This is a genomic window from Streptomyces sp. PA03-5A, from assembly GCF_033792725.1.
GTDB lineage: Bacteria > Actinomycetota > Actinomycetes > Streptomycetales > Streptomycetaceae > Actinacidiphila.
This window is the reverse complement of the sequence record NZ_JARAVL010000001.1, coordinates 460,755-487,113: the sequence shown is the minus strand read 5'-3', so window position 1 is coordinate 487,113 and position 26,359 is coordinate 460,755. Positions and strand designations below refer to the sequence as shown.

The 26,359-nt window shown below is 72.6% G+C and carries 24 protein-coding genes; 15 read left to right on the top strand and 9 right to left on the bottom strand.

What is annotated here, in order from left to right; all coding sequences use genetic code 11:
• Nucleotides 1-41: 41 nt before the first annotated feature.
• Nucleotides 42-491 (bottom strand): DUF3093 domain-containing protein, encoded by a 450-nt coding sequence (locus PV410_RS02180; protein ID WP_500321920.1) that lies wholly within the window; start codon nt 489-491, stop codon nt 42-44.
• Between the two features lie 26 nt (nt 492-517).
• Nucleotides 518-1,402 (bottom strand): SDR family oxidoreductase, encoded by an 885-nt coding sequence (locus tag PV410_RS02175; protein ID WP_500321918.1) that lies wholly within the window; start codon nt 1,400-1,402, stop codon nt 518-520.
• A gap of 105 nt (nt 1,403-1,507) precedes the next feature.
• Between PV410_RS02175 and PV410_RS02170 the strand changes: the two genes are divergently transcribed.
• The 12 genes from PV410_RS02170 (at nt 1,508) to PV410_RS02115 (ending at nt 14,789) form a co-directional block, all read left to right on the top strand.
• Nucleotides 1,508-2,113: a PaaI family thioesterase gene (locus tag PV410_RS02170; RefSeq protein ID WP_500321917.1), complete on the top strand. Its 606-nt coding sequence runs from the start codon at nt 1,508-1,510 to the stop codon at nt 2,111-2,113.
• The gene (dut, locus tag PV410_RS02165) at nt 2,110-2,643 is read left to right on the top strand and encodes a dUTP diphosphatase (RefSeq protein WP_499514508.1); all 534 of its coding nucleotides are present in this window, start codon (nt 2,110-2,112) and stop codon (nt 2,641-2,643) included. Before PV410_RS02170 ends, dut begins: the two co-directional genes overlap by 4 nt.
• A gap of 1 nt (nt 2,644) precedes the next feature.
• Nucleotides 2,645-3,409, top strand: coding sequence for a DUF3710 domain-containing protein (locus tag PV410_RS02160; RefSeq protein ID WP_499514509.1), 765 nt, complete (start codon nt 2,645-2,647; stop codon nt 3,407-3,409).
• Nucleotides 3,410-3,707: 298 nt separating this feature from the next.
• Nucleotides 3,708-3,797 carry a K(+)-transporting ATPase subunit F gene (gene kdpF / locus PV410_RS02155; RefSeq protein ID WP_499514510.1) on the top strand — a complete coding sequence of 30 codons (90 nt, stop codon included), beginning with the start codon at nt 3,708-3,710 and terminating at the stop codon, nt 3,795-3,797.
• A gap of 9 nt (nt 3,798-3,806) precedes the next feature.
• A complete protein-coding gene (gene kdpA, locus PV410_RS02150; protein ID WP_500321916.1) occupies nt 3,807-5,468 on the top strand; it encodes a potassium-transporting ATPase subunit KdpA in 1,662 nt (553 codons plus the stop codon).
• Between the two features lie 35 nt (nt 5,469-5,503).
• The gene (gene kdpB, locus PV410_RS02145; protein WP_500321915.1) at nt 5,504-7,609 is read left to right on the top strand and encodes a potassium-transporting ATPase subunit KdpB; all 2,106 of its coding nucleotides are present in this window, start codon (nt 5,504-5,506) and stop codon (nt 7,607-7,609) included.
• A gap of 20 nt (nt 7,610-7,629) precedes the next feature.
• Entirely contained in the window at nt 7,630-8,259 is a 630-nt protein-coding gene (kdpC, locus tag PV410_RS02140) for a potassium-transporting ATPase subunit KdpC (RefSeq protein WP_500321913.1), read from the top strand.
• Nucleotides 8,260-8,632: 373 nt separating this feature from the next.
• Nucleotides 8,633-10,153, top strand: a complete 1,521-nt coding sequence (locus tag PV410_RS02135; protein ID WP_500321911.1) for a GlnX family signal transduction membrane protein — start codon at nt 8,633-8,635, stop codon at nt 10,151-10,153.
• A gap of 150 nt (nt 10,154-10,303) precedes the next feature.
• Nucleotides 10,304-12,847 carry a DUF4118 domain-containing protein gene (locus PV410_RS02130; protein ID WP_500321909.1) on the top strand — a complete coding sequence of 848 codons (2,544 nt, stop codon included), beginning with the start codon at nt 10,304-10,306 and terminating at the stop codon, nt 12,845-12,847.
• A 58-nt stretch (nt 12,848-12,905) separates the two neighbouring features.
• Nucleotides 12,906-13,589, top strand: a complete 684-nt coding sequence (locus PV410_RS02125; protein WP_500321908.1) for a response regulator — start codon at nt 12,906-12,908, stop codon at nt 13,587-13,589.
• Between the two features lie 39 nt (nt 13,590-13,628).
• Nucleotides 13,629-14,027 (top strand): OB-fold nucleic acid binding domain-containing protein, encoded by a 399-nt coding sequence (locus PV410_RS02120; RefSeq protein ID WP_500321907.1) that lies wholly within the window; start codon nt 13,629-13,631, stop codon nt 14,025-14,027.
• Nucleotides 14,028-14,030: 3 nt separating this feature from the next.
• Nucleotides 14,031-14,789 (top strand): DUF3159 domain-containing protein, encoded by a 759-nt coding sequence (locus tag PV410_RS02115; protein ID WP_500321906.1) that lies wholly within the window; start codon nt 14,031-14,033, stop codon nt 14,787-14,789.
• A gap of 93 nt (nt 14,790-14,882) precedes the next feature.
• Here the strand turns inward: PV410_RS02115 and PV410_RS02110 are convergent, their stop codons facing one another.
• On the bottom strand, nt 14,883-15,560 hold the full coding sequence (locus PV410_RS02110; RefSeq protein ID WP_499514519.1) for a potassium channel family protein: 678 nt from the start codon (nt 15,558-15,560) through the stop codon (nt 14,883-14,885).
• A complete protein-coding gene (locus tag PV410_RS02105; RefSeq protein ID WP_026251763.1) occupies nt 15,557-16,225 on the bottom strand; it encodes a potassium channel family protein in 669 nt (222 codons plus the stop codon). Before PV410_RS02105 ends, PV410_RS02110 begins: the two co-directional genes overlap by 4 nt.
• A 137-nt stretch (nt 16,226-16,362) precedes the next feature.
• Here PV410_RS02105 and PV410_RS02100 point away from each other — a divergent pair, with 137 nt between their 5' ends.
• From PV410_RS02100 to PV410_RS02090, 3 genes are all read left to right on the top strand, one after another.
• Nucleotides 16,363-18,414 carry an APC family permease gene (locus PV410_RS02100; protein WP_500321904.1) on the top strand — a complete coding sequence of 684 codons (2,052 nt, stop codon included), beginning with the start codon at nt 16,363-16,365 and terminating at the stop codon, nt 18,412-18,414.
• A gap of 77 nt (nt 18,415-18,491) precedes the next feature.
• Nucleotides 18,492-19,844 carry a class I SAM-dependent RNA methyltransferase gene (locus PV410_RS02095; RefSeq protein ID WP_500321903.1) on the top strand — a complete coding sequence of 451 codons (1,353 nt, stop codon included), beginning with the start codon at nt 18,492-18,494 and terminating at the stop codon, nt 19,842-19,844.
• A gap of 446 nt (nt 19,845-20,290) precedes the next feature.
• Nucleotides 20,291-20,971: a phosphatase PAP2 family protein gene (locus PV410_RS02090; protein ID WP_500321901.1), complete on the top strand. Its 681-nt coding sequence runs from the start codon at nt 20,291-20,293 to the stop codon at nt 20,969-20,971.
• Between the two features lie 7 nt (nt 20,972-20,978).
• Here the strand turns inward: PV410_RS02090 and PV410_RS02085 are convergent, their stop codons facing one another.
• The 5 genes from PV410_RS02085 to PV410_RS02065 are packed head-to-tail and all read right to left on the bottom strand — an operon-like array spanning nt 20,979 to nt 26,358.
• Nucleotides 20,979-22,313 carry a glutamate-1-semialdehyde 2,1-aminomutase gene (locus PV410_RS02085; protein WP_500321900.1) on the bottom strand — a complete coding sequence of 445 codons (1,335 nt, stop codon included), beginning with the start codon at nt 22,311-22,313 and terminating at the stop codon, nt 20,979-20,981.
• Nucleotides 22,314-22,320: 7 nt separating this feature from the next.
• A complete protein-coding gene (gene rfbC / locus PV410_RS02080; RefSeq protein ID WP_500321898.1) occupies nt 22,321-22,872 on the bottom strand; it encodes a dTDP-4-dehydrorhamnose 3,5-epimerase in 552 nt (183 codons plus the stop codon).
• Complete coding sequence (locus tag PV410_RS02075) at nt 22,869-24,119, bottom strand: polysaccharide pyruvyl transferase family protein (protein WP_500321897.1); 1,251 nt, start codon at nt 24,117-24,119, stop codon at nt 22,869-22,871. Before PV410_RS02075 ends, rfbC begins: the two co-directional genes overlap by 4 nt.
• Nucleotides 24,116-25,063, bottom strand: a complete 948-nt coding sequence (locus tag PV410_RS02070; protein WP_500321895.1) for a glycosyltransferase family 2 protein — start codon at nt 25,061-25,063, stop codon at nt 24,116-24,118. The genes PV410_RS02075 and PV410_RS02070 overlap by 4 nt, the downstream gene beginning before the upstream one ends.
• Complete coding sequence (locus PV410_RS02065; RefSeq protein ID WP_500321893.1) at nt 25,060-26,358, bottom strand: hypothetical protein; 1,299 nt, start codon at nt 26,356-26,358, stop codon at nt 25,060-25,062. Before PV410_RS02065 ends, PV410_RS02070 begins: the two co-directional genes overlap by 4 nt.
• Nucleotide 26,359: the final 1 nt, after the last annotated feature.

Genomic DNA, 26,359 nt, shown 5'->3' with positions numbered 1-26,359 from the left:
CCACCCGGCACCGGGCACCCCGTGCCGGGGCGCCCGTCCGCTCAGACGCGCACGTCCCGCAGGGCCGCGGCCAGGCGCTCGGGCGAGCGGGTCGACAGGTACAGGTAGGGCGTCGGGTCGTCCGGGTCGGTGACCTCGACCTTGAGCGCGGTCGGCACGTACGCGCGCAGCAGCATGAAGGCGCGCGGATCGGCCTTGTACGACCGCCAGGCCACGGCCTCGTCCCGGTCCAGCACCGTGGCCTCGCCGAGCGCCGTCACGGGGATCTTCGCGTCCCCGGCCACCAGCGAACCGGCGACCACCCGCAGCCGCGGCGAGCCGTACGCGCTGACCAGGGCCGCTCCGGCGGCCGTACCGCCCACCAGCCCGCCGAGCAGCGCCAGGGGGCCGAAGGGCAGCAGGATCAGCGCCAGTGAGACGCCCGCGCCGACGGCGAGGCCCCACCAGGAACGCGGCGCGGTCAGCCGCTCCTCATAGCTCATGACGGTCATGACACCAAGCTTGTCATGCCGTGTCCTCAGCGCCCGCCCCGGGACCGCAGCCTCGTCAGCGCGTGCGCCGCGCGCGGGGGACGCCGCAGTCCCGTGGCGACCTGCTTGGCCCAGTCGGTCGCGGCGGTCGGCAGGGCGGCGTCCAGGACGGCGGAGGACCGGGCGTCGGTGCCCACCAGGTAGCGGGGGAGCGGCCGCGGTGCCGTGAGCGCCCTCAGCACCGTGCGCGCCACCGGGCGCGGCGAGGGCAGCTCCCGCTTGATCATCTCCTCCGCGGCCTCGTACTGGTGCCGGTAGGCGGAGTTGCGGCGCTGCGGGAGCCGGCTCGCGCCGCGCTGCCAGATGTCCGTGCCGTACGAGCCGGGCTCCACCAGTACGACCTTGACCCCGAACGGGGCGGCCTCCATCCGCAGCGCGTCCGTCACCGCCTCCAGGCCCTGCTTGCTGGCGCAGTACCAGCCGAGCAGCGGCATCGAGACCCGCCCGGAGATCGACGAGATGTTGACGATCCGCCCCGCGCGCCGGGCCCGCATCGTGGGCAGCACCAGGCGGGCGATGCGCGCCGGGGCCACCAGGTTCGTCTCCAGTTGCTGCCGGACCTGCTCGTCGTCGACGTCCTCGATCGCGCCGGGCTGGGCGATCCCGGCGTTGTTCACCACCGCCCACGGGCCGCCGTCCGTCATCGTGGCGATCTCGGTGAACGCCCGGACGGAGGACGTGGCGTCCGTGACGTCCAGCAGCACGGTGCGCACCGACGCGCCGGTGCGCTCCACCGCCTCCCGCAGCGCCTCCGCCTTCTCCTCGCTCCGTACCGTCCCGATGACGTCGAAACCGGCGTGGGCGAGTTCCAGGGTGGTGGCGAGGCCGATCCCGCACCCGGCTCCTGTGACGACGACGGACCTGGGGGTCATGTGGTGCTCCAAGGGAGGGTGCTCCGGTGATGGGCGGGCCGCGGGGCCGCAAGGACAACGGCCGGGCGGCGGGAATGGATCCCGCAGGAGGGTAGGGTCTCCCGCGTGAGTGGAGCTACGACCGACGCCGGCCCGGACCGCCCGGGCCTGACACCGCCGAGCGACGCCGTCGCGCCCGAGCGGCACCCCGACGCCCCCGCTCCCGGCGAACCGCTGGGCGCGCACTACGACCACTGCTTCGGCTGTGGCGGGGCGCAGCCGCACGGCCTGCACCTGGAGGCCACGGCCGGTGAGGGCGTCAGCGTGACCGCGGAGTTCAGGGTCCAGCCCGCCCACCAGGGCGCCCCGGGCCTGGCGCACGGCGGTGTGCTGGCCACGGCGCTCGACGAGACGCTCGGCTCGCTGGCCTGGCTGCTGCGGACCATCGCCGTGACAGGCCGCCTGGAGACCGACTTCGTGCAGCCCGTGCCGGTCGGCGCCACCCTCCACCTGGAGGCCCGCTGCACCGCCGTGGCCGGGCGCAAGATCTACTCCACCGCGGTCGGCCGCATCGGCGGCCCCGACGGCCCGGTCGCCGTCCGTGCGGACGCGCTGTTCATCGAGGTCAAGCTGGAGCACTTCACGGACAACGGCCGCCCCGAGGAGATCCGGGCCGCGATGTCCGACCCCGACCAGGTCAAGGTCGCGCGCGCCTTCGAGGTGAACCCGTGACCGGCGGCGGTCGCCCCCCGGTCGACGTCCTCATCCACCGTTTGCACGAGGACGTCCCGATTCCTTCGTACGGGCACCCGGGCGACGCCGGGGCCGACCTCGTCACCACCGAGGCGGCCGAACTGGCCCCCGGTGAGCGTGCCGTGCTGCCCACGGGCGTGTCGATCGCGCTGCCGTACGGCTACGCCGCCTTCGTGCACCCGCGCTCGGGCCTGGCCGCGAGGTGCGGAGTGGCGCTCGTGAATGCCCCGGGAACGGTTGATGCCGGGTACCGTGGGGAGATCAAGGTGATCGTGGTCAACCTGGACCCGCGCGAGAGCGTACGGTTCGCAGCAGGGGACCGGATCGCCCAACTGGTCGTCCAGCAGGTCGAGCGGGTCCGCTTCCACGAGGTGGCGGAGCTGCCCGGCTCGGAACGGGCGGCAGGGGGCTTCGGCTCCACGGGGGGTCATGCTGCGGTGGATGGCTCGCCGGTCGGTCCGTCCGGCAATGGATACGCATCGGTCATCGCTGACCGGGAAGGACAGTGACGTGTTCCGTCGTCGTCGCAAGGAGCGCGGAGACGCCCTCGACGAGCTCGAGGCCGAGGGCCCTGACGAGCTGGCCGAAGACGCCGAGGAGTCGGACGACTCCATGGAGTCCCGTCGGTACAACCTTCCGCCCGCCCCCAGGCCGGACGGCCCGTGGGACGTGAGCGAGGTCAGGGACCCGGCCGAGGGCCGGGTCGACCTGGGCGGGCTGTTCGTGCCCGGTGTGCAGGGCATGGAGCTGCGCGTCGAGGTGGCCGGGGAGTCCATCGTCGCCGCGACCGTGGTGCTCCGGGAGAGCGCCGTCCAGCTGCAGGGCTTCGCCGCCCCCAAGTCGGAGGGCATCTGGGGCGAGGTCCGCGACGAGATCGCGTCCGGCATCACCAAGCAGGGCGGCATCGTCGACGAGGTCGAGGGTCCGCTGGGCTGGGAGCTGCGCGCCCAGGTCCCGGTGCAGCTGCCCAACGGCGCCAACGGCGTCCAGGTCGTGCGCTTCGTCGGCTGTGACGGCCCGCGCTGGTTCCTGCGGGGCGTCATCTCCGGGCAGGGCGCCGTCCAGCCCGAGACCGCCGGCCTGCTGGAGCAGATCTTCCGCGACACGGTCGTCGTCCGCGGCGAGTCGCCGATGGCGCCGCGCGACCCGATCGTGCTGAAGCTGCCCAACGACGCCCAGATGGTGCCCGAGGGCATCGCCCAGGAGGAGGCCGGTCGCTTCTCCGACGGCATCGACCCGATGCGTCGCGGACCGGAGATCACCGAGGTGCACTGAACCCCGGGGCCCAGTGCCCCGGCCACGCCGAACGCCCGTGGGCCGACCTGTGAGAACAGGTCGGCCCACGGGCGTTTTCGCAGGTCACCGGGGTGAACGTCAAAGGTCCGTCAAGGCGCCGTGAGGGCCCGTATGGAAGCCGTCAACGAGGCCCGCGTACGGCGGGGACGGAGGTTTCCTGGCCTGGTAAACGTTCGATCCGAAGCTAGGAGCACACGATGGCCGACCTGGCCTTCGTGGTCACCACGATCGCGGTCTTCGCGCTGGTGGCCCTCATCGCCAAGGGGGTGGCGAAGCTGTGAGCGCCGAGAACGTCGTCGGACTCGTCGTCGCCGTCGCCCTGCTGGGCTACCTGATCCTGGCGCTCGTCCGACCCGAGAGGTTCTGAGTTCCGGACATGGGCCCCATCACCGCTGACGTGCTCCAGGTCACCGCCCTCATCGTGGCGCTGGCCCTGGTGTACCGCCCCTTCGGCGACTACATGGCCGCCGTCTACACCTCCGACCGTCACCTGCGGGTCGAGCGGCTGATCTACCGCTGCTTCGGCGCCGACCCGGACGCCGAGATGCGCTGGCCCGCCTACCTCAGGGCGGTGCTGGCCTTCTCCTTCGTGGGCGTGCTGTTCCTGTACCTGTTCCTGCGGCTCCAAGACCACCTCCCGCTGTCGCTCGGCTTCGCCGCCATCACGCCCGACCAGGCGTTCAACACCGCGGCCTCGTTCGTGACCAACACGAACTGGCAGTCGTACATGGGTGAGAACGCCATGGGCCACGCCGCCCAGACCGCGGGGCTGGCCGTGCAGAACTTCGTCTCGGCGGCGGTCGGCATGGCCGTGGCCGTGGCGCTGGTCCGCGGCTTCGTGCGCTCGCGCACCGGTGAGCTCGGCAACTTCTGGGCCGACATGGTCCGCGGCACCGTCCGCATCCTGCTGCCCGTGGCGTTCGTCGCCGCGATCGTGCTGGTGGGCTTCGGGGCGATCCAGAACTTCGCCGGCTGGCACGAGATCACCACCCTCGCCGGCGGCCACCAGACGCTGACCGGAGGCGCGGTGGCCTCCCAGGAGGCCATCAAGGAGCTCGGCACCAACGGCGGCGGCTTCTACAACGTCAACTCCGCCCACCCCTTCGAGAACCCGGACGCGTTCACCAACCTCTTCGAGATCTTCCTGATGCTGGTGATCCCGCTCTCGCTGACCCGCACCTTCGGGAAGCTGGTCGGCAACATCAGGCAGGGCTACGCGATCCTCGCGGCGATGGGCCTGATCTGGATCGGCTTCGTCACGCTGATGACCTGGGTCGAGTTCGCGCACCCCGGCTCGGCGAACCAGATCGCGGGCGCCGCCATGGAGGGCAAGGAACAGCGCTTCGGCGTCGGCGCCTCGTCGCTGTTCGCGGTGAGCACCACCTTGACGTCGACCGGCGCGGTGGACTCCTTCCACTCCTCCTTCACCGGCCTCGGCGGAGGCATCACCCTGCTCGGGATGATGCTGGGCGAGATCGCCCCGGGCGGTGTCGGCTCCGGCCTCTACGGCATCCTGATCATGGCGATCATCGCGGTGTTCATCGCCGGCCTGATGGTCGGCCGCACCCCGGAGTACCTGGGCAAGAAGATCGGCACCCGCGAGATCAAGCTCGCCGCCCTCTACATCCTGGTCACCCCGACCGTCGTGCTGGTCTTCACCGCCCTGGCGATGGCCCTGCCGACCCCGCCGCACTCCATGCTCAACAGCGGGCCGCACGGCTTCTCCGAGGTCCTGTACGCCTACACCTCCGCCGGCAACAACAACGGCTCCGCCTTCGCCGGCCTGAGCGCCAACACGCAGTGGTACAACACCACGCTCGGCCTCGCGATGCTCCTCGGGCGCTTCGTGCCGATGGTCTTCGTCCTGGCCCTGGCCGGTTCGCTCGCCCGGCAGAAGCCGGTGCCTGCCACCGCGGGCACCCTGCGCACCGAGAAGCCGCTCTTCGCGAGCCTGCTCGTCGGCGCGATCCTGATCATCACCGCACTGACCTACTTCCCGGCGCTCGCCCTCGGCCCGCTCGCGGAAGGCCTGTCATGAGCCGTGCGACCACCCCCACCCCCGTAGAGGAAACCATGTCCACCGACACGCCCGTACGCGCGCCCGAGGGAGGACTGGCACCGCACGCCCCGGACGCGGGCCACGGCGCCCGTGTCTCGGGCGGGCTCTTCGACCCGGCCCAGCTGCTGCGGTCCCTCCCGGACGCCCTGCGCAAGCTCGACCCCCGGGTGATGGTCAAGTCGCCCGTCATGTTCGTGGTCCTGATCGGCTCGGTGCTCACCACGGTGCTGGCGCTGCTCTCCCCGGCCGACTGGTTCGGCTGGGCGATCACCGCATGGCTCTGGCTCACCGTGATCTTCGCCAACCTCGCGGAGGCCGTCGCCGAGGGCCGCGGCAAGGCCCAGGCCGACACGCTGCGCCGGGCCAAGACCGACACCGTCGCCCGCCGTCTCATGGACGGCGCCGAGGAGCGCGTGCCGGGGACGGAACTGCGCGTCGGCGACCTGGTGGTCTGCGAGGCGGGCGACGTGATCCCGGGTGACGGTGACGTCGTGGAGGGCGTCGCGTCGGTCGACGAGTCGGCGATCACCGGTGAGTCGGCGCCGGTCATCCGGGAGTCCGGTGGTGACCGCAGCGCGGTCACGGGCGGCACGAAGGTGCTGTCGGACCGGATCGTCGTCCGCATCACGACCAAGCCCGGTGAGACCTTCATCGACCGGATGATCGCCCTCGTGGAGGGCGCGGCCCGGCAGAAGACGCCCAACGAGATCGCGCTGAACATTCTGCTGGCCTCGCTGACCATCGTCTTCCTGCTCGCGGTCGTCACCCTGCAGCCGTTCGCGATCTACGCGGGCGCCGAGCAGTCGATGATCGTCCTGGTCGCGCTGCTGGTCTGCCTCATCCCGACGACGATCGGCGCCCTGCTGTCGGCGATCGGCATCGCCGGCATGGACCGCCTGGTGCAGCGCAATGTGCTCGCCATGTCCGGCCGGGCCGTCGAGGCCGCCGGCGACGTGTCCACCCTGCTGCTCGACAAGACCGGGACCATCACCCTCGGCAACCGCCAGGCCGCGGAGTTCGTGCCCGTGGCGGGCGCGGACGAGGCCGGGCTCGCCGACGCCGCGCAGTTGTCTTCGCTGGCCGACGAGACGCCCGAGGGCCGTTCCGTCGTCGTCCTGGCGAAGGAGAAGTACGGCCTCCGCGAGCGAAACGAGGGCGAGCTCGGGCACGCCGCGTTCGTGCCCTTCACCGCGCAGACCCGTATGTCCGGCGTCGACGTCGACGGCCGCCAGATCCGCAAGGGCGCGGCCGGCGCGATCGCCGCCTGGGTCAGCGGGAACGGCGGCACCGTCGCCCCCGACGCGCAGCGCACCGTCGACACCATCTCCGCCGCCGGCGGCACCCCGTTGCTGGTCGCGGTCAAGGAGGACGGCGCGGCCCGCGTGCTGGGTGTCATCCACCTGAAGGACGTGGTCAAGGAGGGCATGCGGGAGCGATTCGACGAGCTGCGGCGGATGGGCATCCGCACGGTGATGATCACCGGTGACAACCCGCTGACGGCCAAGGCGATCGCGGACGAGGCGGGGGTCGACGACTTCCTGGCCGAGGCGACGCCCGAGGACAAGATGGCGCTGATCAAGCGGGAGCAGGCGGGCGGCAAGCTCGTCGCGATGACCGGTGACGGCACCAACGACGCCCCGGCGCTGGCCCAGGCGGACGTGGGCGTGGCCATGAACACCGGCACCTCGGCCGCCAAGGAGGCCGGGAACATGGTGGACCTGGACTCCAACCCCACCAAGCTGATCGAGATCGTGGAGATCGGCAAGCAGCTGCTCATCACCCGCGGCGCGCTGACCACCTTCTCCATCGCCAACGACGTGGCGAAGTACTTCGCGATCATCCCCGCGATGTTCGCGATCGTCTACCCGGGCCTGGACAAGCTCAACATCATGCAGCTGTCCTCGCCGCAGTCCGCGATCCTGTCCGCGGTCATCTTCAACGCGCTGATCATCATCGCCCTGGTGCCGCTCGCCCTGCGCGGCGTGCGCTACCGGCCCACCAGCGCCGACCGGATGCTCCGCCGGAACCTCGGGATCTACGGACTCGGCGGCCTGGTCGCCCCGTTCATCGGCATCAAGCTGATCGACATGCTCATCTCCCTGATCCCCGGAATCCACTGACGCGAGGCGTGCAGAGAACCATGAACACTTCCGTACGCAACTCCGCCCGGCTGCTCTGGAGCGCCCTGCGCGCGCTGCTGGTGCTGACCGTCGTCCTCGGCGTCGTCTACCCCGTCGCGGTGTGGGGGGTGGGCCAGGCGGCCTTCCACGACCAGGCCAACGGCTCCGAGGCGAAGGCGGGCGGCAAGGTCGTCGGCTCCACGCTGATCGGCCAGAACTTCACCACGGGCAAGGACTTCGCCCCGGACCCCAAGTGGTTCCAGCCGCGCCCCTCGGCGGCCGACGCGGGCGCCGGCGCCGGGCCGTACGACCCGACCTACACCAGCGCGTCCAACCTCGCGGTCACCAGCAAGACCCTCACCGACCTGGTGAAGGAGCGCAAGCAGGAGGTCGCCGCCTTCAACGGCGTCCCGCAGTCCAAGGTCCCCGCGGACGCGGTCCAGGCGTCCGGCTCCGGCCTCGACCCGGACATCTCCCCGGCGTACGCGGACATCCAGACCGCGCGCGTGGCCAAGGCCAACGGGCTGAGCACCACCGAGGTCGCCCGGCTGGTCAAGGAGCACACGGACGGACGGCAGTTCGGCATCCTCGGCCAGCCGACCGTCAACGTCCTGGAGCTCAACATCGCGCTGGAGAAGCTGGCCGGCTGACCCACCGCCGCCCCCACCCACCCGGCATCACGCCCGCCGGGTGGGCTTCGGCGCGCGCGGAGGACGCCCCGCGGCGCCGCCTGGTCGCCCGGCCCGTGGTGGCGGTTCCCGGCCGCCACGGCCGGCTTCCTGGCGCCGACCGTCACGACGGTCGCCGTCCTCGGCCCCCCGCGTGAAGCACCGCCGCGCCCGGCCGTGCGCGCCCGCCGTCGTGGGGCCGGGGGGCGGGTCGCGTCAGGAAGGCGTCAAGCGCCGGGGGTCCGCCGTCAGGGGGCCGACAACGCAGGGTCCGGGACGGGGCCGGCGGGGAGACAGTGGAAGCACGGAGGGGAGGCCGGCGGAGGCCGCTCGGCGGTGCGGAGGGGGCTGCGGAATGGCGCACACCGTTACCGCTGAGGAGCGGCGGCAGGTGCCACCTGGTCCGGATCCGGACGGCGGTGGGGATTCCGGGTCAGGGAGACGGCACCGTGTTCCGCGCAGGCCTCCCCTCGGTGGGGGGTCGCCGGGCCGGCCGCGTCGCACGTTGACGGCGTCGCTGCGCGGCCGCCCCGGCACCGTACCCGCGCGGTTACGGCTGTTGCGGACGACGGCCCTCGCCGTGTGCGCCGCCCTGGCGGCGGTGCTCCTGGCGGGCGGTGCGTCGGCGGACGACTCCTGGTCGGCGATCCGCACGCACTCCGCGCCCCAGGTCACCAGCGCCGCGGGCCTGTACTTCGCGCTCAGCGACATGGACGCCCAGGTCGCCAACCAGCTCCTGACCCCCGGCGGCGGCGACGCCGCGAGGATCTACGGGCAGCGCCGCTCCGAAGCCGCCGGATACCTCCGCGACCTCGCGGAGGCCGCAGCGGGCGACCCCGCCGCCGAGCGGGAGGTCGCCGCCGCCATCCGCGACGTCGGCCGCTACGAGGAACGGGCCGCCAGGGCGCTGCTGCTCGGCGAGCGCTCCGACCGGGCCGCCGTCGATGCCTACCGCTCCGCGTCCGCCCTGATGCGCACCCGGCTGCTCCCCGAGGCCGACGCCCTGGTGACGGTCAACGACGCCTCCTTCGAGCGCGCCTACGGCCATGCGTACGACAGGGCCGGCGCCGTGCGCACGGCTGTCGTGTGCACCGGCCTCCTCCTGCTCGCGGTCCTCGTGGTGCTGCAGCTCTTCCTCGCTCGCCGCTTTCGGCGCGTGGTCAGCCCCGCGCTCGCCGCCGCCACGCTGATCGCGCTCGCCGCGACCGCCGCCGGCACGGTGGGCCTGGGCGCCCAGCGGGACGACCTGACGGTGGCCCGCAGGGACGCCTTCGACTCCGTCCTCGCGCTCACCCGCGCCCGCTCGGTCGCCTACGACGCGAACGCCGACGAGTCGCGCTACCTCCTGGACCGGGCGCACGCCGCCGGGCACGAGGCGGACTTCCTCGACAAGAGCCAGAGGCTGGCGCGGCTGCCGGGCGTCGCCTCCGTCGACGACTACGACCCCGCCCTCGCCCGGGCCCTCGACGCCTACCGCGCGGATCCGGCGGACCTGCGCTTCACCGGCTTCCTCGGTGACGAGTTCCGCAACATCACCTTCCCCGGTGAGCGCCCCGCCGCCGAGCGGGCCCTGCTCCGCTACCAGGCGTACGAGCGGGACGACCGCACGATCCGGGCCCTGGCCGGGACCGGCCGGCTTCCCGCTGCCGTCGCGTACGGCACCGGCTACGGACCCGGGGAGTCGAACCACGACTTCGCGGCGTTCGACCGGGCGCTCGGCGAGGTCATCGCCATCAACTCCGCCGCCTACGAGCGGGCCGCCGCGGACGGCGCGGACCGGGCGCTGTCCGTCCCCCTGGGCCTCGCCGGGGCGCTGGTGGCCGCCGCGGCCCTGGTCGTCCTCGGCCTGAGGCCGCGGCTCGCGGAGTTCCGCTGACCGGGGGCGGCGGCACGAGGAGGGCGTCAAGGACGCGTCAACGTGCTCCCCGCAGGAACATCACGCCCGATTTGTCCGCTGCTGGGACCATAGGATTCCTAACGTCGGACGCGCCCGGAAGGGGCACGCCACGAGGCGGAACGTGGAGCCATGGCACGCGGGACTTTGCGGATATACCTGGGGGCGGCCCCGGGAGTGGGCAAGACCTACGCCATGCTCTCCGAGGCCCACCGGCGCCTGGAGCGCGGCACCGACGTCGTCGTCGCCTTCGTCGAGCACCACGACCGTGCCCGCACGGAGGTCATGCTGCACGGCCTGGAGGTCGTGCGGCGCAAGGAGATCGAGTACCGGGACACCGTCTTCACCGAGATGGACGTCGACGCGGTGCTCGCGCGCCGGCCCGAGGTCGCCCTCGTCGACGAGATGGCGCACACCAACATCCCGGGCAGCCGCAACGAGAAGCGCTGGCAGGACATCGAGGAACTGCTCCAGGCCGGCATCAACGTCATATCGACGGTGAACATCCAGCACCTGGAGTCGCTCGGCGACGTCGTCGAGTCGATCACCGGGGTACGTCAGCGCGAGACCGTGCCCGACGAGGTGGTCCGCCGCGCCGACCAGATCGAGCTGGTCGACATGTCGCCACAGGCGCTGCGCCGCCGCATGGCGCACGGCAACATCTACGCCTCCGACAAGGTCGACGCCGCCCTGTCCAACTACTTCCGGCCCGGCAACCTCACCGCGCTGCGCGAGCTGGCCCTGCTGTGGGTGGCCGACCGGGTCGACGAATACCTGCGGCAGTACCGCACCGACCACCGGATCTCCGCCACCTGGCAGGCCCGTGAGCGCATCGTGGTCGGCCTCACCGGCGGCCCCGAGGGGCGGACGCTGATCCGGCGCGCCGCCCGGATGGCCGCCAAGGGCTCCGGCGGGGAGATCCTCGCCGTCCACATCGCGCGCAGCGACGGCCTGACGGCCGGCTCGCCCAAGGAGCTCGCCGTCCAGCGCACCCTCGTCGAGGACCTCGGCGGTTCCTTCCACCACGTCGTCGGCGACGACGTCCCCGGCGCCCTGCTGGACTTCGCCCGCGGGGTCAACGCCACCCAGGTCGTGCTCGGCACCAGCCGCCGGCCCGCGTGGCAGTACGTCTTCGGGCCGGGCGTCGGCGCGACCGTGGCCCGCGAGTCCGGGCCGGACCTCGACGTCCACATCGTCACCCACGAGCACGCCGCCAAGGGCCGGGGCCTGCCCGTGGCCCGCGGCGCCCAGCTCGGCCGCTCCCGGGTGATCGCCGGCTGGCTGACCGGTGTGCTCGGCCCCGCGCTGCTCTGCCTGGTGCTCACCCAGCTGCACCCCGCCCTGGGCATCGCCACCGACATGCTGCTGTTCATGACCCTGACGGTCGCGGCGGCCCTCGTCGGCGGCCTCTACCCGGCGCTGGTCTCGGCGGTCGGCGGCTCACTGCTGCTGAACTACTTCTTCGCCCCGCCCCTGCACACCTTCACCATCGCCCAGCCCGAGAACCTGATCGCCATCGTGATCTTCGTGCTGGTCGGTATCGCGGTGGCCTCCGTGGTGGACCTGGCGGCGCGCCGCACCCACCAGGCCGCCAGACTCCAGTCCGAGGCCGAGATCCTGTCGTACCTGGCCGGCAGCGTGCTGCGCGGCGAGCACTCCCTGGACGCCCTGCTGGAACGGGTCCGGGAGACCTTCGGCATGGAGGCCGTGTCGCTGCTGGAGCGGGCCAGCGAGCACGACGTGTGGACCTGCGCCGCCGGCGTCGGCAGCCGGCAGTGCCTGCGCCCCGAGGACGCGGACGTGGAGGTGCCGGTCAGCGACAACCTCTCGCTGGCCCTGGTCGGCCGGGTGCTGCCCGCCTCCGACCGCCGGGTGCTCTCCGCCTTCGCGGCCCAGGCCGCCGGCGTCCTGGACCGGCAGCGGCTGGAGGACGAGGCCGCCAGGGCCCACAAGCTCGCCGAGGGCAACCGCATCCGCACCGCCCTGCTCGCCGCCGTCTCGCACGACCTGCGCACCCCGCTCGCCGCCATCAAGGCGGCCGTCAGCTCGCTGCGCTCCGACGACGTCGCCTGGTCCGAGGAGGACGAGGCCGAGCTCCTGGAGGCCATCGAGGAGGGCGCGGACCGGCTCGACAACCTGGTCGGCAACCTCCTCGACATGTCGCGCCTGCAGACCGGCACGGTCACCCCGCTGATCCGCGAGGTGGACCTCGACGAGGTCGTTCCCAAGGCCCTGCGCGGAGTCCCCGACGGCAGCGTCACCCTGGACGTCCCCGAGACCCTCCCGATGGTCTCCGTAGACCCGGGGCTCCTCGAGCGCAGCGTCGCCAACATCGTCGAGAACGCCGTCAAGTACAGCCCCGCCGGCACCCGGGTGCTGGTCGCCGCCAGCGCCCTGGGCGGCCACGTCGACCTGCGCGTCGTCGACCGCGGGCCCGGTGTCCCCGACGTCGCCAAGGAACGGATCTTCGAGCCGTTCCAGCGGTACGGCGACGCCCCCCGCGGCAACGGAGTGGGCCTCGGCCTCGCGGTGGCCCGCGGCTTCGCCGACGCCATGGGCGCCACCCTCCAGCCCGAGGACACCCCGGGAGGCGGCCTGACGATGGTGCTCACCCTCCCGGCCGCGCCCGGCAGCGCCCCCGCCGCCCCGGACCTCCCGGCCGAGGCGACGACCTGACCGTGCCCGCACCGCACCCCCGCTCCACCCCCCTCACCGAGAAGGAAAGGCAGGCTCCATGAACCGGGTGCTCGTGGTCGACGACGAGCCGCAGATCGTGCGCGCTCTCGTGATCAACCTGCGGGCCCGCAAGTACGAGGTCGACGCCGCCCACGACGGCGCGACCGCGCTGCAGCTCGCCGCCGCCCGCCACCCCGACGTCATCGTGCTCGACCTCGGCCTGCCCGACATGGACGGCGTCGAGGTGATCCGCGGACTGCGCGGCTGGACCCGCGTGCCGATCATCGTGCTCTCCGCCCGCCAGGCCTCCGACGAGAAGGTCGAGGCCCTCGATGCGGGCGCCGACGACTACGTCACCAAGCCCTTCGGCATGGACGAGCTGCTGGCCCGGCTGCGCGCCGCCGTCCGCCGCGCCACGCCCGGTGGCCCCGAGGACGGCGCCGCGACCGTGGAGACCGAGTCCTTCACCGTCGACCTCGCCGCCAAGAAGGTCACCCGCGACGGCGCCGACGTCCGGCTCACGCCCACCGAGTGGCATCTGCTGGAGGTCCTGGTCCGCAACACCGGCCGTCTGGTCAGCCAGAAGCAGCTGCTCCAGGAGGTCTGGGGCCCGTCCTACGGCACTGAGAGCAACTACCTGCGGGTCTACATGGCGCAGTTGCGGCGCAAGCTGGAGGCCGACCCCGCGCACCCGCGGCACTTCATCACCGAGCCGGGCATGGGCTACCGCTTCGAGAAGTGATCGGTGATCCGTTCACCCGGGCCCGGTACCCTTCCAGGTATGAGTGGTACCACCCGTTCGGACCGGCCTGCCGGCCGCTTCCGCAGGATGCTCGACCGACTGTCCAGCTCCCAGGAGGAGCTGCACTCCGACGAGCTGCGGCAGGACACCGCGGACGTCGGGTGCACCCGGATCTGCGACTGCTCCGATCGCGACATAGTGACCGTGACCGGTACACTACGCGCTGTCACTCTGCGGCCGCGGGCCGGCGTGCCCGCCCTGGAGGCCGAGCTGTTCGACGGTTCCGCACCGCTGGACGTGGTGTGGCTGGGCCGGCGCAGCATCGTCGGCATCGAGCCGGGCCGCAGGATCATCGCGTCGGGGCGGATCGCCATGAACCGCGGCCGTCCGGTGCTGTTCAATCCCAAGTACGAGTTGCGTCCGGTCGGACAGGAGTAGCCGGTGGCGTCGATCGACAAGCGGACCGGGGCACAGCCCACGACCGGGACCGAGCACGGGCCGGAGCAGGACGCGGCCGCCTCGAAGGCGGCCGCCGACCATGCGCTCCTGGAGGCCTTCGGCGGCGTCTGGGGCATGATCGACACGACGGTGCCCGGCCTCGTCTTCGTCCTGATCTACACGATCAACCGGGACATCCACATCGCGGCCATCGCCGCCCTGGGCCTGTCGCTGGTGCTGGCACTGGCCCGCCTGGTGCGCCGGCAGACCCTCAAGCACGCCTTCAGCGGCGTCTTCGGCGTCGCCTTCGGCGCGGTGTTCGCGATGATGTCCGGCGACGCGAAGAACTTCTACCTGCCCGGCATGCTCTACACCCTCGGGCTCGCGGTCGCCTACGTGGTCTCCGCGCTGGTGAAGTACCCGCTGATCGGACTGCTGCTCGGCCCGATCCTCAAGGAGAACCTGTCCTGGCGGACGCGGAACCCGGGCCGGCTCGTCGCGTACACCAAGGCCACCTGGGCCTGGGGCGTCATCCTGCTGGTCAAGTCGGCGATCCTCTTCCCGCTCTACTTCTGGGGGAACGCCACCCAGCTCGGCTGGGTCAAGGTCGCCCTCGGCATCCCGCCGTTCCTGCTCTGCGTCTACCTGACCTGGATCTTCCTGGCCAAGGCGCCGCCGCCGATCGACGTGATCGCGGAGATGGAGGAGGCCGAGCGGGCCGAGAAGGCCGAGCGCGCCGCCGAGGAGGCCGCCAACCGCTGACCTGGCGCCCCGCGCCGACGGCAACGCACGAGGGGCGGCCGGAACCCACGGGTTCCGGCCGCCCCTCGTCGTACGGCCTGGACGTCCTACGCCCTACGCACCGGCCTCGGCGCTGCGCACCGAGAGCAGGTCCTCCAGTTGCTCCTCGCGGTGCGGGGCCGCGACGAACAGCAGCTCGTCGCCCGCCTCGAGCGCGTCGTCCTTGGAGGGGGTGAGCACGCGGTGGCCGCGGATGATCGTGACCAGCGAGGTGTCCTCCGGCCAGGCGACCTCCCCGACCCGGGTGCCCACCAGCGCGGCCTCCTCGGGGAGCGTCAGCTCGACCAGGTTCGCGTCGCCCTGGCTGAAGCGCATCAGCCGGACGAGGTCGCCGACGCTCACCGCCTCCTCCACCAGCGCCGACATCAGGCGCGGGGTGGAGACGGCCACGTCCACGCCCCAGGCCTCGTTGAACAGCCACTCGTTCTTGGGGTTGTTCACCCGTGCGACGACGCGCGGGACGCCGTACTCGGTCTTGGCGAGCAGCGAGACGACCAGATTGACCTTGTCGTCGCCCGTGGCGGCGATCACCACGTTGCATCGCTGCAGCGCGGCCTCGTCCAGCGACGTGATCTCGCAGGCGTCGGCCAGCAGCCACTCGGCCTGGGGCACCCGCTCCACCGAGATCGAGGTCGGGTTCTTGTCGATCAGCAGGACCTCGTGGCCGTTCTCCAGCAGCTCACCCGCGATCGAGCGGCCCACGGCCCCGGCCCCGGCAATGGCGACCCTCATCGGTGCGCCTCCTCAGGGCCCTTTGCGAACGCCGCTTCGACCTGTTCGACCTCGCCCGTGCGCATCATCACATGCACCAGGTCGCCTTCCTGCAGGACCGTCTCCGACGTGGGGAGCATCGCCTCGCCCAGCCGGGTGAGGAACGCCACGCGCACTCCGGTCTCCTCCTGGAGCCTGCTGATCTTGTGGCCGACCCAGGCGGTGTCCGTGTGCACCTCGGCGAGCTGCACACCCCCGCTCGGGTCGCGCCACAGCGGCTCCGCGCCGGACGGCAACAGGCGGCGCAGCATCTGGTCGGCCGTCCAGCGGACGGTGGCGACGGTGGGGATGCCCAGGCGCTGGTACACCTCCGCCCGCCGGGGGTCGTAGATCCGGGCGGCGACGTTCTCGATCCCGAACATCTCCCGGGCCACCCGGGCTGCGATGATGTTGGAATTGTCACCGCTGCTGACGGCCGCGAAGGCGCCCGCCTCCTCGATGCCGGCCTCGCGCAGCGTGTCCTGGTCGAATCCGACCCCGGTCACGCGGCGCCCGCTGAACCCGGAGCCCAGGCGGCGGAACGCCGTCGGGTCCTGGTCGATCACGGCCACTGTATGACCTTGCTGCTCAAGGGAGTGCGCGAGAGTGGAACCCACTCGCCCACACCCCATAATCACGACGTGCACGACCGTCCTTCCGGCTGTCAACAATTCCGGCCGATCCCCCTCAGGGTCTCAGACCGCGCCCAAAGCTACACACGCACGTAAGCCCTTGATAGGTGGGCGGGGGATCGGAAATCTTGACGATCCTCTAACATCGCGGGGTGTCCAAACTGACCGACCTTCCGAAACGGATCCTGATCGGGCGGGCGCTCCGCAGCGACAGGCTCGGAGAGACGCTCCTCCCGAAGAGGCTGGCGCTCCCCGTCTTCGCCTCCGACCCGCTGTCCTCCGTGGCGTACGCGCCCGGAGAGGTGCTCCTGGTCCTGTCGATCGCGGGAGTGTCGGCCTACCACTTCAGCCCCTGGATCGCGGTCGCGGTCGTCGTGCTGATGTTCACCGTCGTCGCCTCGTACCGGCAGAACGTGCACGCCTACCCCTCCGGCGGTGGCGACTACGAGGTCGCGACGACCAACCTCGGCCCGCGCGCCGGGCTCACCGTGGCCAGCGCGCTGCTGGTCGACTACGTCCTCACCGTGGCCGTGTCGGTCGCCTCCGGCGTGGAGAACCTCGGCTCCGCCGTGCCGTTCTTCGTCGAGCACAAGGTGCTGGGCGCCATCGGCATGATCGTCCTGCTCATGCTGATGAACCTGCGCGGCGTGCGTGAATCGGGCACGATCTTCGCCATCCCCACCTACGCCTTCGTCTTCGGCGTCTTCTGCATGCTGGCCTGGGGGATCTTCCGGATCGCGATCGGCGAGGAGATGCACGCGCCGACCGCCGGCTACACGATCAAGGCCGAGCACACCGGACTCGCGAGCTTCGCGCTCGTCTTCCTCCTGCTGCGGGCCTTCTCCTCCGGCTGTGCCGCGCTCACCGGCGTCGAGGCGATCAGCAACGGCGTGCCCGCCTTCCGCAAGCCGAAGTCCAAGAACGCCGCGACGACCTTGGCGCTGATGGGCGTCCTCGCCGTGACCATGTTCTGCGGCATCATCGCGCTCGCCCTCAACACCAACGTCCGCATGGCCGAGAACCCGGCCGCCGACCTGCTGGTGAACGGCAAGCCGGTCGGCCCCGGCTACACCCAGGACCCGGTGATCGCCCAGGTCGCCTCCGCCGTCTTCGGCGACGGGTCGATCCCCTTCATCTTCCTGGCCGGGGCCACGGCGCTGGTGCTCTTCCTGGCCGCCAACACCGCGTACAACGGCTTCCCCGTGCTCGGCTCGATCCTCGCCCAGGACCGCTACCTGCCGCGCCAGCTGCACACCCGCGGCGACCGGCTCGCCTTCAGCAACGGCATCGTGCTGCTCGCCGCCTTCGCGTGCGTACTGGTCTACATCTACGGGGCCGACTCGACGCGGCTGATCCAGCTGTACATCGTCGGCGTCTTCGTCTCCTTCACGCTCAGCCAGATCGGCATGGTCCGGCACTGGAACCGGCACCTGGCGACCGAGACCGACCCCGCCGTGCGCCGCCACATGGTCCGCTCCCGGGCGATCAACACCTTCGGCGCCTTCTTCACCGGGCTCGTCCTCGTCGTCGTGCTGCTGACCAAGTTCACGCACGGCGCCTGGGTCGCCGTCCTGGGCATGGTCCTCTTCTACGGCATGATGACGGCCATCCGGCGCCACTACGACCGGGTCTCCAGCGAACTCGCGGCCGCCGAGGAGCGCAGCGAGGAGGAGGTCAAGCCCTCCCGCGTGCACTCCATCGTCCTGGTCTCCAAGGTGCACAAGCCCACCCTGCGGGCCCTGTCGTACGCCAAGCTCTTCCGGTCGGACACGCTGGAGGCGCTCAGCATCAACGTGGACCCGGCGGACACCAAGGCGCTGCAGGCCGAGTGGCACCGCCGCGGCATCGAGGTGCCGCTGAAGGTGCTGGACTCGCCGTACCGCGAGATCACCCGGCCGATCATCGACTACGTCAAGAGCCTGCGCCGCAGCAGCCCGCGCGACGTCGTGTCGATCTTCATCCCGGAGTACGTGGTCGGCCACTGGTACGAGCACCTGCTGCACAACCAGAGCGCGCTGCGGCTCAAGGGCCGGCTGCTGTTCACCCCCGGCGTCATGGTCACCTCCGTGCCCTGGCAGCTGGAGTCCTCCGAGCGCGCCAAGCAGCGGGCCCGCAAGGGCGCCGAGTGGAACGCGCCTGGCTCCGTGCGCCGCGGCGAGGCAGGGCCGTCCAAGCGGCACCGGGAGCCCAGCGGGCGGGCGTGAACCCGGGGCGGCGGCGGGCCGTAGACTGGTGAGCTGCCGTCCTTCCCCGCCCCCTGCCCCCAGGAGCCTGTTCCGTCATGCAGCACCGTACGAAGGCCCCTGAGGCCGACGCCCTCGTCGGCGAGCGCTACGAGGTCGAGGTCGGCCCGGTGGCGCACGGCGGCCACTGCATCGCGAGGACGGTCCTGCCGGGCCACGACCGGCCGCAGGTGATCTTCGTCCGGCACACGCTCCCCGGCGAGCGGGTCATCGCCGAGATCACCGAGGGCGGCCCGGACTCGCGCTTCCTGCGCGCCGACGCCGTGGAGGTCCTGCAGGCCTCCCCGGACCGCGTGGAGGCGCCCTGCCCGTTCTCCGGCCCCGGCAAGTGCGGCGGCTGCGACTGGCAGCACGCCGCACCCGGCGCGCAGCGGCGGCTCAAGGTGCAGGTGATCACCGAGCAGCTCCAGCGGCTCGCCCACCTCACCCCCGAGGAGGCCGGCTGGGACGGCACCGTCGAACCCGCCCCCGGCGACAAGGTCGCCAAGGGCGAGGTCCCGGCCTGGCGCACCCGCGTCCAGTACGCCGTGGACGCCGACGGCCACGCGGGCCTGCGCCGCCACCGCTCGCACGAGGTCGAGCGCGTCGACCGCTGCCTGATCGCCGCCCCCGGCGTCCGCGAGCTGGGCGTGGAGTCCCGCGACTGGTCGGGCATCGCCTCGGTCGAGGCCATCGCCGCCACCGGCTCCTCCGACCGCCAGGTGATCCTCACCCCCCGCCCCGGCGGCCGCCTCCCCCTGGTCGAGCTGGACCGTCCCGTCTCCGTCCTGCGCGTCGACGAGCAGGACGGCGTCCACCGCGTGCACGGCCGCGGCTTCGTGCGCGAGCGCGCGATCGACCGCACCTGGCGCGTCGGCTCCGGCGGCTTCTGGCAGGTCCACCCCCAGGCCCCCGGGCTCCTGGTCGAGGCCGTCATGCAGGGCCTCATGCCGCGCAAGGGCGAGACCGCCCTGGACCTCTACTGCGGCGTGGGCCTGTTCGCGGGCGCCCTCGCCGAGCGGGTCGGCGAGACCGGCGCGGTGCTCGGCATCGAGTCCGGCAAGCGCGCCGTGGAGGACGCCCGGCACAACCTGGCCGACTTCGACCGCGTCCGCATCGAGCAGGGCAAGGTCGAGTCCGTACTGCCGCGCACCGGGATCACCGAGGCCGACCTCGTCGTCCTCGACCCGCCCCGCACCGGCGCCGGCCGCGCCACCGTGGAGCACGTCGCCTCCCTCGGCCCCCGCCGCATCGCCTACGTCGCCTGCGACCCCGCCGCCCTCGCCCGCGACCTCGGCTACTTCGCGGCGGCCGGGTACGCCCCGCGGCGGATGCGTGCGTTCGACCTCTTCCCGATGACGCACCACGTGGAGTGCGTGGCGATCCTGGAGCCGGTGCGAGAGGCCGTCTGAGCGGACGACGTTGGCCCCGGCCCACGTCGGGGCCGGCAGGAGGGTGACGCCACCCCCCGGAGTTCGCCAAATGTTGACGCGCGGACGCTCCGACGGCGGTGTGCCGCGACCGCGTTGTTGGTTAGGGTGGGCCGCACGGGCCGGTGGCTCCCGCGAGGGCCACGCCGGATACGACGGGGGGTCGTTGGTGGGGAGTTGGCGCCGGCAGGAGCCGAAGGCCGCAGCGGGCCCGGACGTCGGCCCGGCTCCGTTCACGCTCGACGTGCTGGTCATCGTGCCCGGTCGAGCCGTGCGCAGCCCGTGCGACTGACGATCCCGGCCATGCCGGCGGGCGGTGGCGAGGTGCGTGGCATCCGCCGGATGGTCTGCGACGGTGTGCGGGGTGTCCGGTTCGACCGCCGCCACGGAGGGGCCCGCGGCGCGGGTCCGGACCACCCGGTGGGCGGGTGAACCGCCGGCCGGGGCCCGCGGCGCTGCCTCCGTCGCTGCGTGGGTGGCTCGGGCCGATCGCGGCCCTCGCGGCGCTGATGGTCCTCGTGCTCGGGGTCCGGTACGCGGGCGACAGCGAGCCCAGCGCGGTGGACACGCGGATCATGGCGGCAGTGGACGGTGCGCGGGCGCCGTGGCACAACGTCGCTCTGGCCACGGACTTCCTGGGGGAGCCCGGGGGAGCGGTGATGCTGCTCGTGGCCACCGTGACGGGCTGCCTGCTGCTTCGGCGTCCTCGCGCGGCGGTGCTCGTCGTCGCCGGCGCGGGCCTGACCGTGGGGACGACGACGCTGCTCAAGTCCGTGGTGGGACGCACCATCCACGGCGCGAACCTGTCCTACCCGAGCGGGCACACCGCCTTCGCCACCGCGCTCGCCCTGGTGGTGGCGCTGCTCGCCGCCGACCGGCTCGGCCTCCGCAGGACAGCCGGCACGTCACTCGTGCTCGCCGCGGCGCTGGTCGCCGGTGCCGCCATGGGCTGGGCGCAGGTCGCCCTGGGCGCGCACTACCCGACCGACGCCCTCGGCGGTGGGTGCACCGCGCTGGCCGTGGTACCGGCGACCGCCTGGCTGGTCGACCGGATGGCCGACCGGCTGGCCGACGGGACGGCCGGCGCCGGTCGGCTGGAGCGTCGCTGACGCCCTGTCAGGCCCGGCGGCGGAACACGGGTTTCACCGGTCGTCCGGTCAGCCAGGGGGTGGGGTCGGCGGCGTCCAGTGCCTTCCTGTACACCGCGCATGCCCCGGCCACCACGTCGACGGTGTGATCGATGTCGGCGTCGCTGAGCGCGCTGCTCACCACGAACGACGGGGCCAGCACCCCGCCGGCGAGGAGCCGGTGCAGGAACAGGGTGCGGTACTCCTGCGAGGGCCGCAGGTTCTCGTCGAGGGTGGCGAAGACCAGGTTGCTGGGCCGGCCCCGGACGACGATGTGGTCGCCGACGCCCATGGCGGCCGCGGCGTCGCGGACACCGGCGGCCAACCGCTCGCCCAGGGTGTGCAGCCGCGCGGTGACGCCCTCTTCGACGTAGGTGGTGAGCACGGCCATCGCGGCCGCCAGGGAGTGCGTCTCCGCACCGTGCGTGGTGGACAGCAGGAACACCCGGTCGCCGGGGTGCCGCAGCCCGCCCCGCTCCATCAGGTCGCGGCGCCCGGCCAGCGCGGAGACGGCGAATCCGTTGCCCAGCGCCTTGCCGAACGTGGAGAGGTCGGGGACGACGCCGTACAGGCCCTGGGCGCCCGCCTCGGACCAGCGGAAGCCGGTGATCATCTCATCGAAGATCAGTACGCAGCCGTGCCGGTCGGCCAGCTCGCGCAGGCCGGCGAGGTACCCCGGCGGCGGCTCGGTGTGGGTGGCGGGTTCGAGGATCAGGCAGGCGACCTCGCCCTGGTACCGGGTGAGCAGCTCCTCCGTGGCGGCCAGGTCCCCGTAGGGGAACGCCACGGTGAGCTCGTTGGTCGCCGCCGGAATGCCGGCGGACATCGGCGTGGTGCCGATGAACCAGTCGTCGACGGAGAAGAACGGATGGTCGGCGCAGAGGGCCACCCGCGGGCGCCCGGTGGCGGCGCGGGCGAGGCGCACCGCGGCGGTGGTGGCGTCCGAGCCGTTCTTGGCGAACTTCACCATCTCGGCGGTCGGCACCGTGGCCAGGAAGCGTTCCGCGGCTTCGACCTCCACGATGGACGGCCGGACGAAGTTGCTGCCGCGGTCGAGTTCCCGCCGCACCGCCTCGATCACGCGTGGGTGGGCGTGGCCGAGGCTGACCGACCGCAGGCCGGAGCCGTACTCGACGTAGCGGTTGCCGTCGACGTCCCACACGTGGGCACCGTGGCCGTGGCTGATGACCGGAGCCAGGTTCTCGGGGTACTGGTCGTCGCCCTTGGCGTAGGTGTGCGCGCCCCCGGGGATCATGGCGTGCAGCCGCTCGTTCGCCATCCGCGACCGGGGCAGGAGGAACTCTCCGGTGTCTTCGGTGTACACGCCGACCTCAACTTTCCAGGTGCTTGAGGACCTCGGCGAGGCTCGGCGCCTCCCGGTCCCGCTGGGACATCGATGTGACCGGCAGCGGCCAGGCAATGGCGAGCTCCGGGTCGTCGAAGGCGATCGTCACGTCCTCGGCCGGATCGTGCGGGCGGTCGATCCGGTACGAGGTGTCGGCGGTGTCGGTCAGCGCCTGGAAGCCGTGTGCGCACCCCGCCGGGATGTACAGGGACACCTGCGTCTCGCCGGACAGCTCGAAGGTGGCCCGGTTGCGGTACGTCGGCGAGTCCGGCCGCAGGTCCACGACGACGTCGAAGATCCTCCCGTACGAGCACCGCACCAACTTGGCCTCGCCGGCGCCGGAGCGCAGGTGCAGGCCGCGCAGCACGCCCCGGACCGAGCGGGACAGGCTGTCCTGGACGAAGGCGTCCGGGTCGAGGCCCACCGAGCGGACCACGTCGGTGTCGAAGGTGCGGCAGAAGAAGCCGCGTTCGTCGGCGTACGGCGTCGGTTCGAAGAGGTACGCGCCGGTGATCTCCGGGACTTGGGTCGCCTTCATGGGGCCTTCCGCGAGGTGTGGGGGTGGCCGGCCGCAGGGAACAGGGCCGCGGTCAAGGAGTGGAACTGGTGCTGGAGCCGCAGGGCGGCGGCCAGGTTCCGCTCGGTCAGGGTCCGCCGCAGCTCGGCCGAACGCTTCTCCAGGGCACGGAACTGTTCGAGCAGCCGGTCGGCGTCGACCTCGCGCGCCGGGTGGCAGTACGCGCCGAGGCCCATCTCCGCCATGAGCGCGTCGCTCTTCGCCGCGTAGCTGAGGGCGAGCACCGGCGTACCGGTCTTCAGCGCGCAGATCAGGTTGTGGTAGCGGGCCGCCACCACGGTGTCGGCAGCCGCCATCTCCTTCATCAGGTCGGCCAGTGAGGACGGCTCGGCGGCGGTGACCAGCGGCGAGTCCACCGCGTCGAGGATCGCGGCGACCACCGACGTGTCGCACTGGTCACCGGTGAGCAGCCGGACGGCCCGGTCCTCCTCGACGAGCGTGCGGACGAACCGGATCGTCCCGTCGAGGTAGCGCCGGTGTATCTCGTCGGCCCGGGCACGATCGTCGTTGCCGCCGTGGAAGTCCATGACGCCGACGCAGACCGGGCCCTGAGGCGCCGACGGGTCCGAGAGCTTGCCGGGTCCGCCCGACCCTGGCGTCGGCAGGGCGAAGGCGAGGTCCGGGTAGACCTCGTCGCGCGCGGTGTCCACGCCCATCGCCCGCATCGCCTCGCGGGACTGCGCGTCCCGGTACGACCGGTAGGCGGCCAGCCGCGCCGACCAGCGCACCAGGGCCCGGGTCGGCCGGTCGCCGATCGTCGCGGCGCCGACGCTGACCAGCGCCACCCGGGTGCGCAGCAGCCGGCCACTGGCGCAGAGCAGGAACAGCGAGTACGGGAAGCCCCACGGCCGCAGCGGCAGCGTGGCCTCCAGGACGCCCATGCCCGGGACGATCACCACGTCGTGCCGGCGCACCCAGGCGGCGGTGCGGAAGACGTCGACGAGTTTGCCCAGGCCCTTCCCCGCGACCGCGCCCGCACGCGAGGCGGTCCGGTACTCCCCGCGGTACCAGTGCAGCCGCGTCGCGGGGATCCCGAACCGGGTCGTCACGGTCTCGGGTCCGCCGCACAGCGCGTCCACGACCGCGTCCGGGTGTTCGGCGCGGAGGTACCCGAGGACGGCTTCGAGCGAACCGTCGTTGCCGAGGTTGCCCGAGCCGAGCAGGCCGAACACCCCGACGCGCACCGGGGCCCCGGCCGTGGCCGTCACGTGCGCCTCCCCTCACGGCCGGCGACGAGGGCGTCGACGGAGACGGTGAGCAGACCCGGGTCGACCGGGGCGCGGTCCTCGACCCGTTCGCCGGCGCCCGGCCGGACCCGGCTGGTCATCCAGGCGGCCAGGTGGCGGTAGCACGCACGCCGGTCGGCCGGGGACAACGGCGCGCGCCGGATCGCCGAGGCGAAGCCCCAGACGTACTCTGCGAGCAGCCGGGGCGTCGGGTGCAGCAGGCCTGCCCGGCGCGGGTCCAGGTTGACGCACCGGGAGCGCTTGGAAGGGTTCGCCCGCTCGGCGCGGGTGGGGTGGTCGCGGCGGAAGTACAGCAGCTCCGGCACCTGGTGGAAGGGCCCGTGCAGGCCGATCTCGCTGACGAACGTGCGGTCCGCGTGGTGGTAGCTGTCGTGCGGCTTCACCCGGCGCAGCACGTCGGCACGCATCACCCCGTAGAAGTCGTCGCCGCCGGGCTCGAACAGCATGCTGCGGAATCGCTCCGGCGCGTGCGGCGAGCCGGTGGCGAGCGTGTACTCGTACGGGACCTTCACCTTGCCCTCGGCGTCGATGACCGCCTGGTCGGCGTGCGCCAGGATCACGTCCGGCCGTTCGTCGAGCGCCTCCACGCAGCGCCGCAGCAGGTCCCGGGCGTACAGGTCGTCGTGCGAGGCCCACTTGAACAGCTCGCCGCGGCATTCGGTGAACACGTGGTTGTGGTTCGGCGCGGCGCCGATGTTCCGGGTCAGGCGGAGGTACCGGATGCGCGAGTCCCGCGCGGCGTACTTGCGGCAGATCTCCTGGGTTCCGTCGGTGGAGGCGTTGTCGGAGATGACCAGCTCGAAGTCCTCGTAGGTCTGGCCGAGCAGGGCGTCGAGCGACTCGGCCAGGTACTCCTCGCCGTTGTACACGGGCAGGCCGATGCTCAGCCTGGGTTGGGCGGTCATGAGGTCCTCACTTCGGGGATGGGATCGCGGTGGTGCTCGCGCAGGGCGGACCGCAGTTGCAGCCACCACACGGCCGAGCTGCCGACGGTCGCGGCGGCGACGCCCCAGGCCGAGCCGACCGTGCCGGCGGCGGCGGCCCCGCCGAGCCCGCCGCTGACGTAGCAGGCGGAGGCGAACAGCTGGCAGCGCAGGCTGCGCCGGGCCGCGCCGAGCGCGCGCAGCCCGGCCGCCGCGCCGGTGCCCAGGCCCGCGCCCGCGACGCCGAGGGTGACCGGCACGATGAGTTGCGAGGCGGAGTGCCAGACTCCGCCGAGCAACAGCTCGCCGAGACGGCCGGGGACCAGCAGCAGCGCCGAGCCCCAGAGCAGAGCGGCGGCGGCCTGCCCCCCGCCCAGCAGGAGGCAGAACGTGCCGAGCCGGTGCGGGGCCCGCCGTAGCACCCGGGCCGCCTCCGGGACGGTGACGAGCGAGAGCCCCATGAGCACCGCCAGGAACGGGCCGAGCAGGAGCTCTGCGCCCCGCACCGCACCCACCGCGCTCACCCCGACGATCGCGCCGAGCCCGTACGCCCGCAGCTGGCTCGCACCGCTGAGGCTGACGTTCTCGACCAGGTACCGGTAGCCGAGGTCGCGCTGCTCGCGGAGCCACCCGCGCGCCTCGGTCAGCCGCGGCCGGATGCCGGACTGGAGGTAGCCGTACCCGGCCGCCACCGTGGCGGACGCGCCCCAGGCGAGCACGAAGGCCGCCACGCTGCCCGCACGGGCCGCCACCACCATGGCCGGGACGAGGGCGACTCCCCACACGACGTCGTTGACGAACGCCTTCCGCCCGGTGCCGGCGGCGAAGAACGAGAACCGCCAGGCGTCCTGGAGCAGCAGCCCCGGCAACACGACACCAAGGGCGGCGAACGCGGGCCCCACCCGGCCGCCGAGGCCGAGCCCGGCCACCAGGCACGCCGCGCCGATGGCCGCACCGACGCCGAGTGCGGTACCCGTCGACCGGGCCACCGCCCCGCGCCAGGACGCGTCCGGCACCCCGCTGAAGCGCACCACGAGCGGATCGGTGGCCAGCCCGCGGGAGACGTTGAGCACCACGCCGTACGTCACCCAGGCGAGGCTGAACACGCCGAACGCGGTCACCCCCAGCGAGCGGGCCACGTAGACGCCCACCACGAAGTTGCTCACGCTGGAGGCCGCCTGGTCGGCCAGTCCCCAGGACAGCCGGCCGACCAGGGCCCGCCTGGCGGACCGGGCCGCTGGCGCCGTCGTCCGCGGATTCTCCCCCTCGGTGGTCATC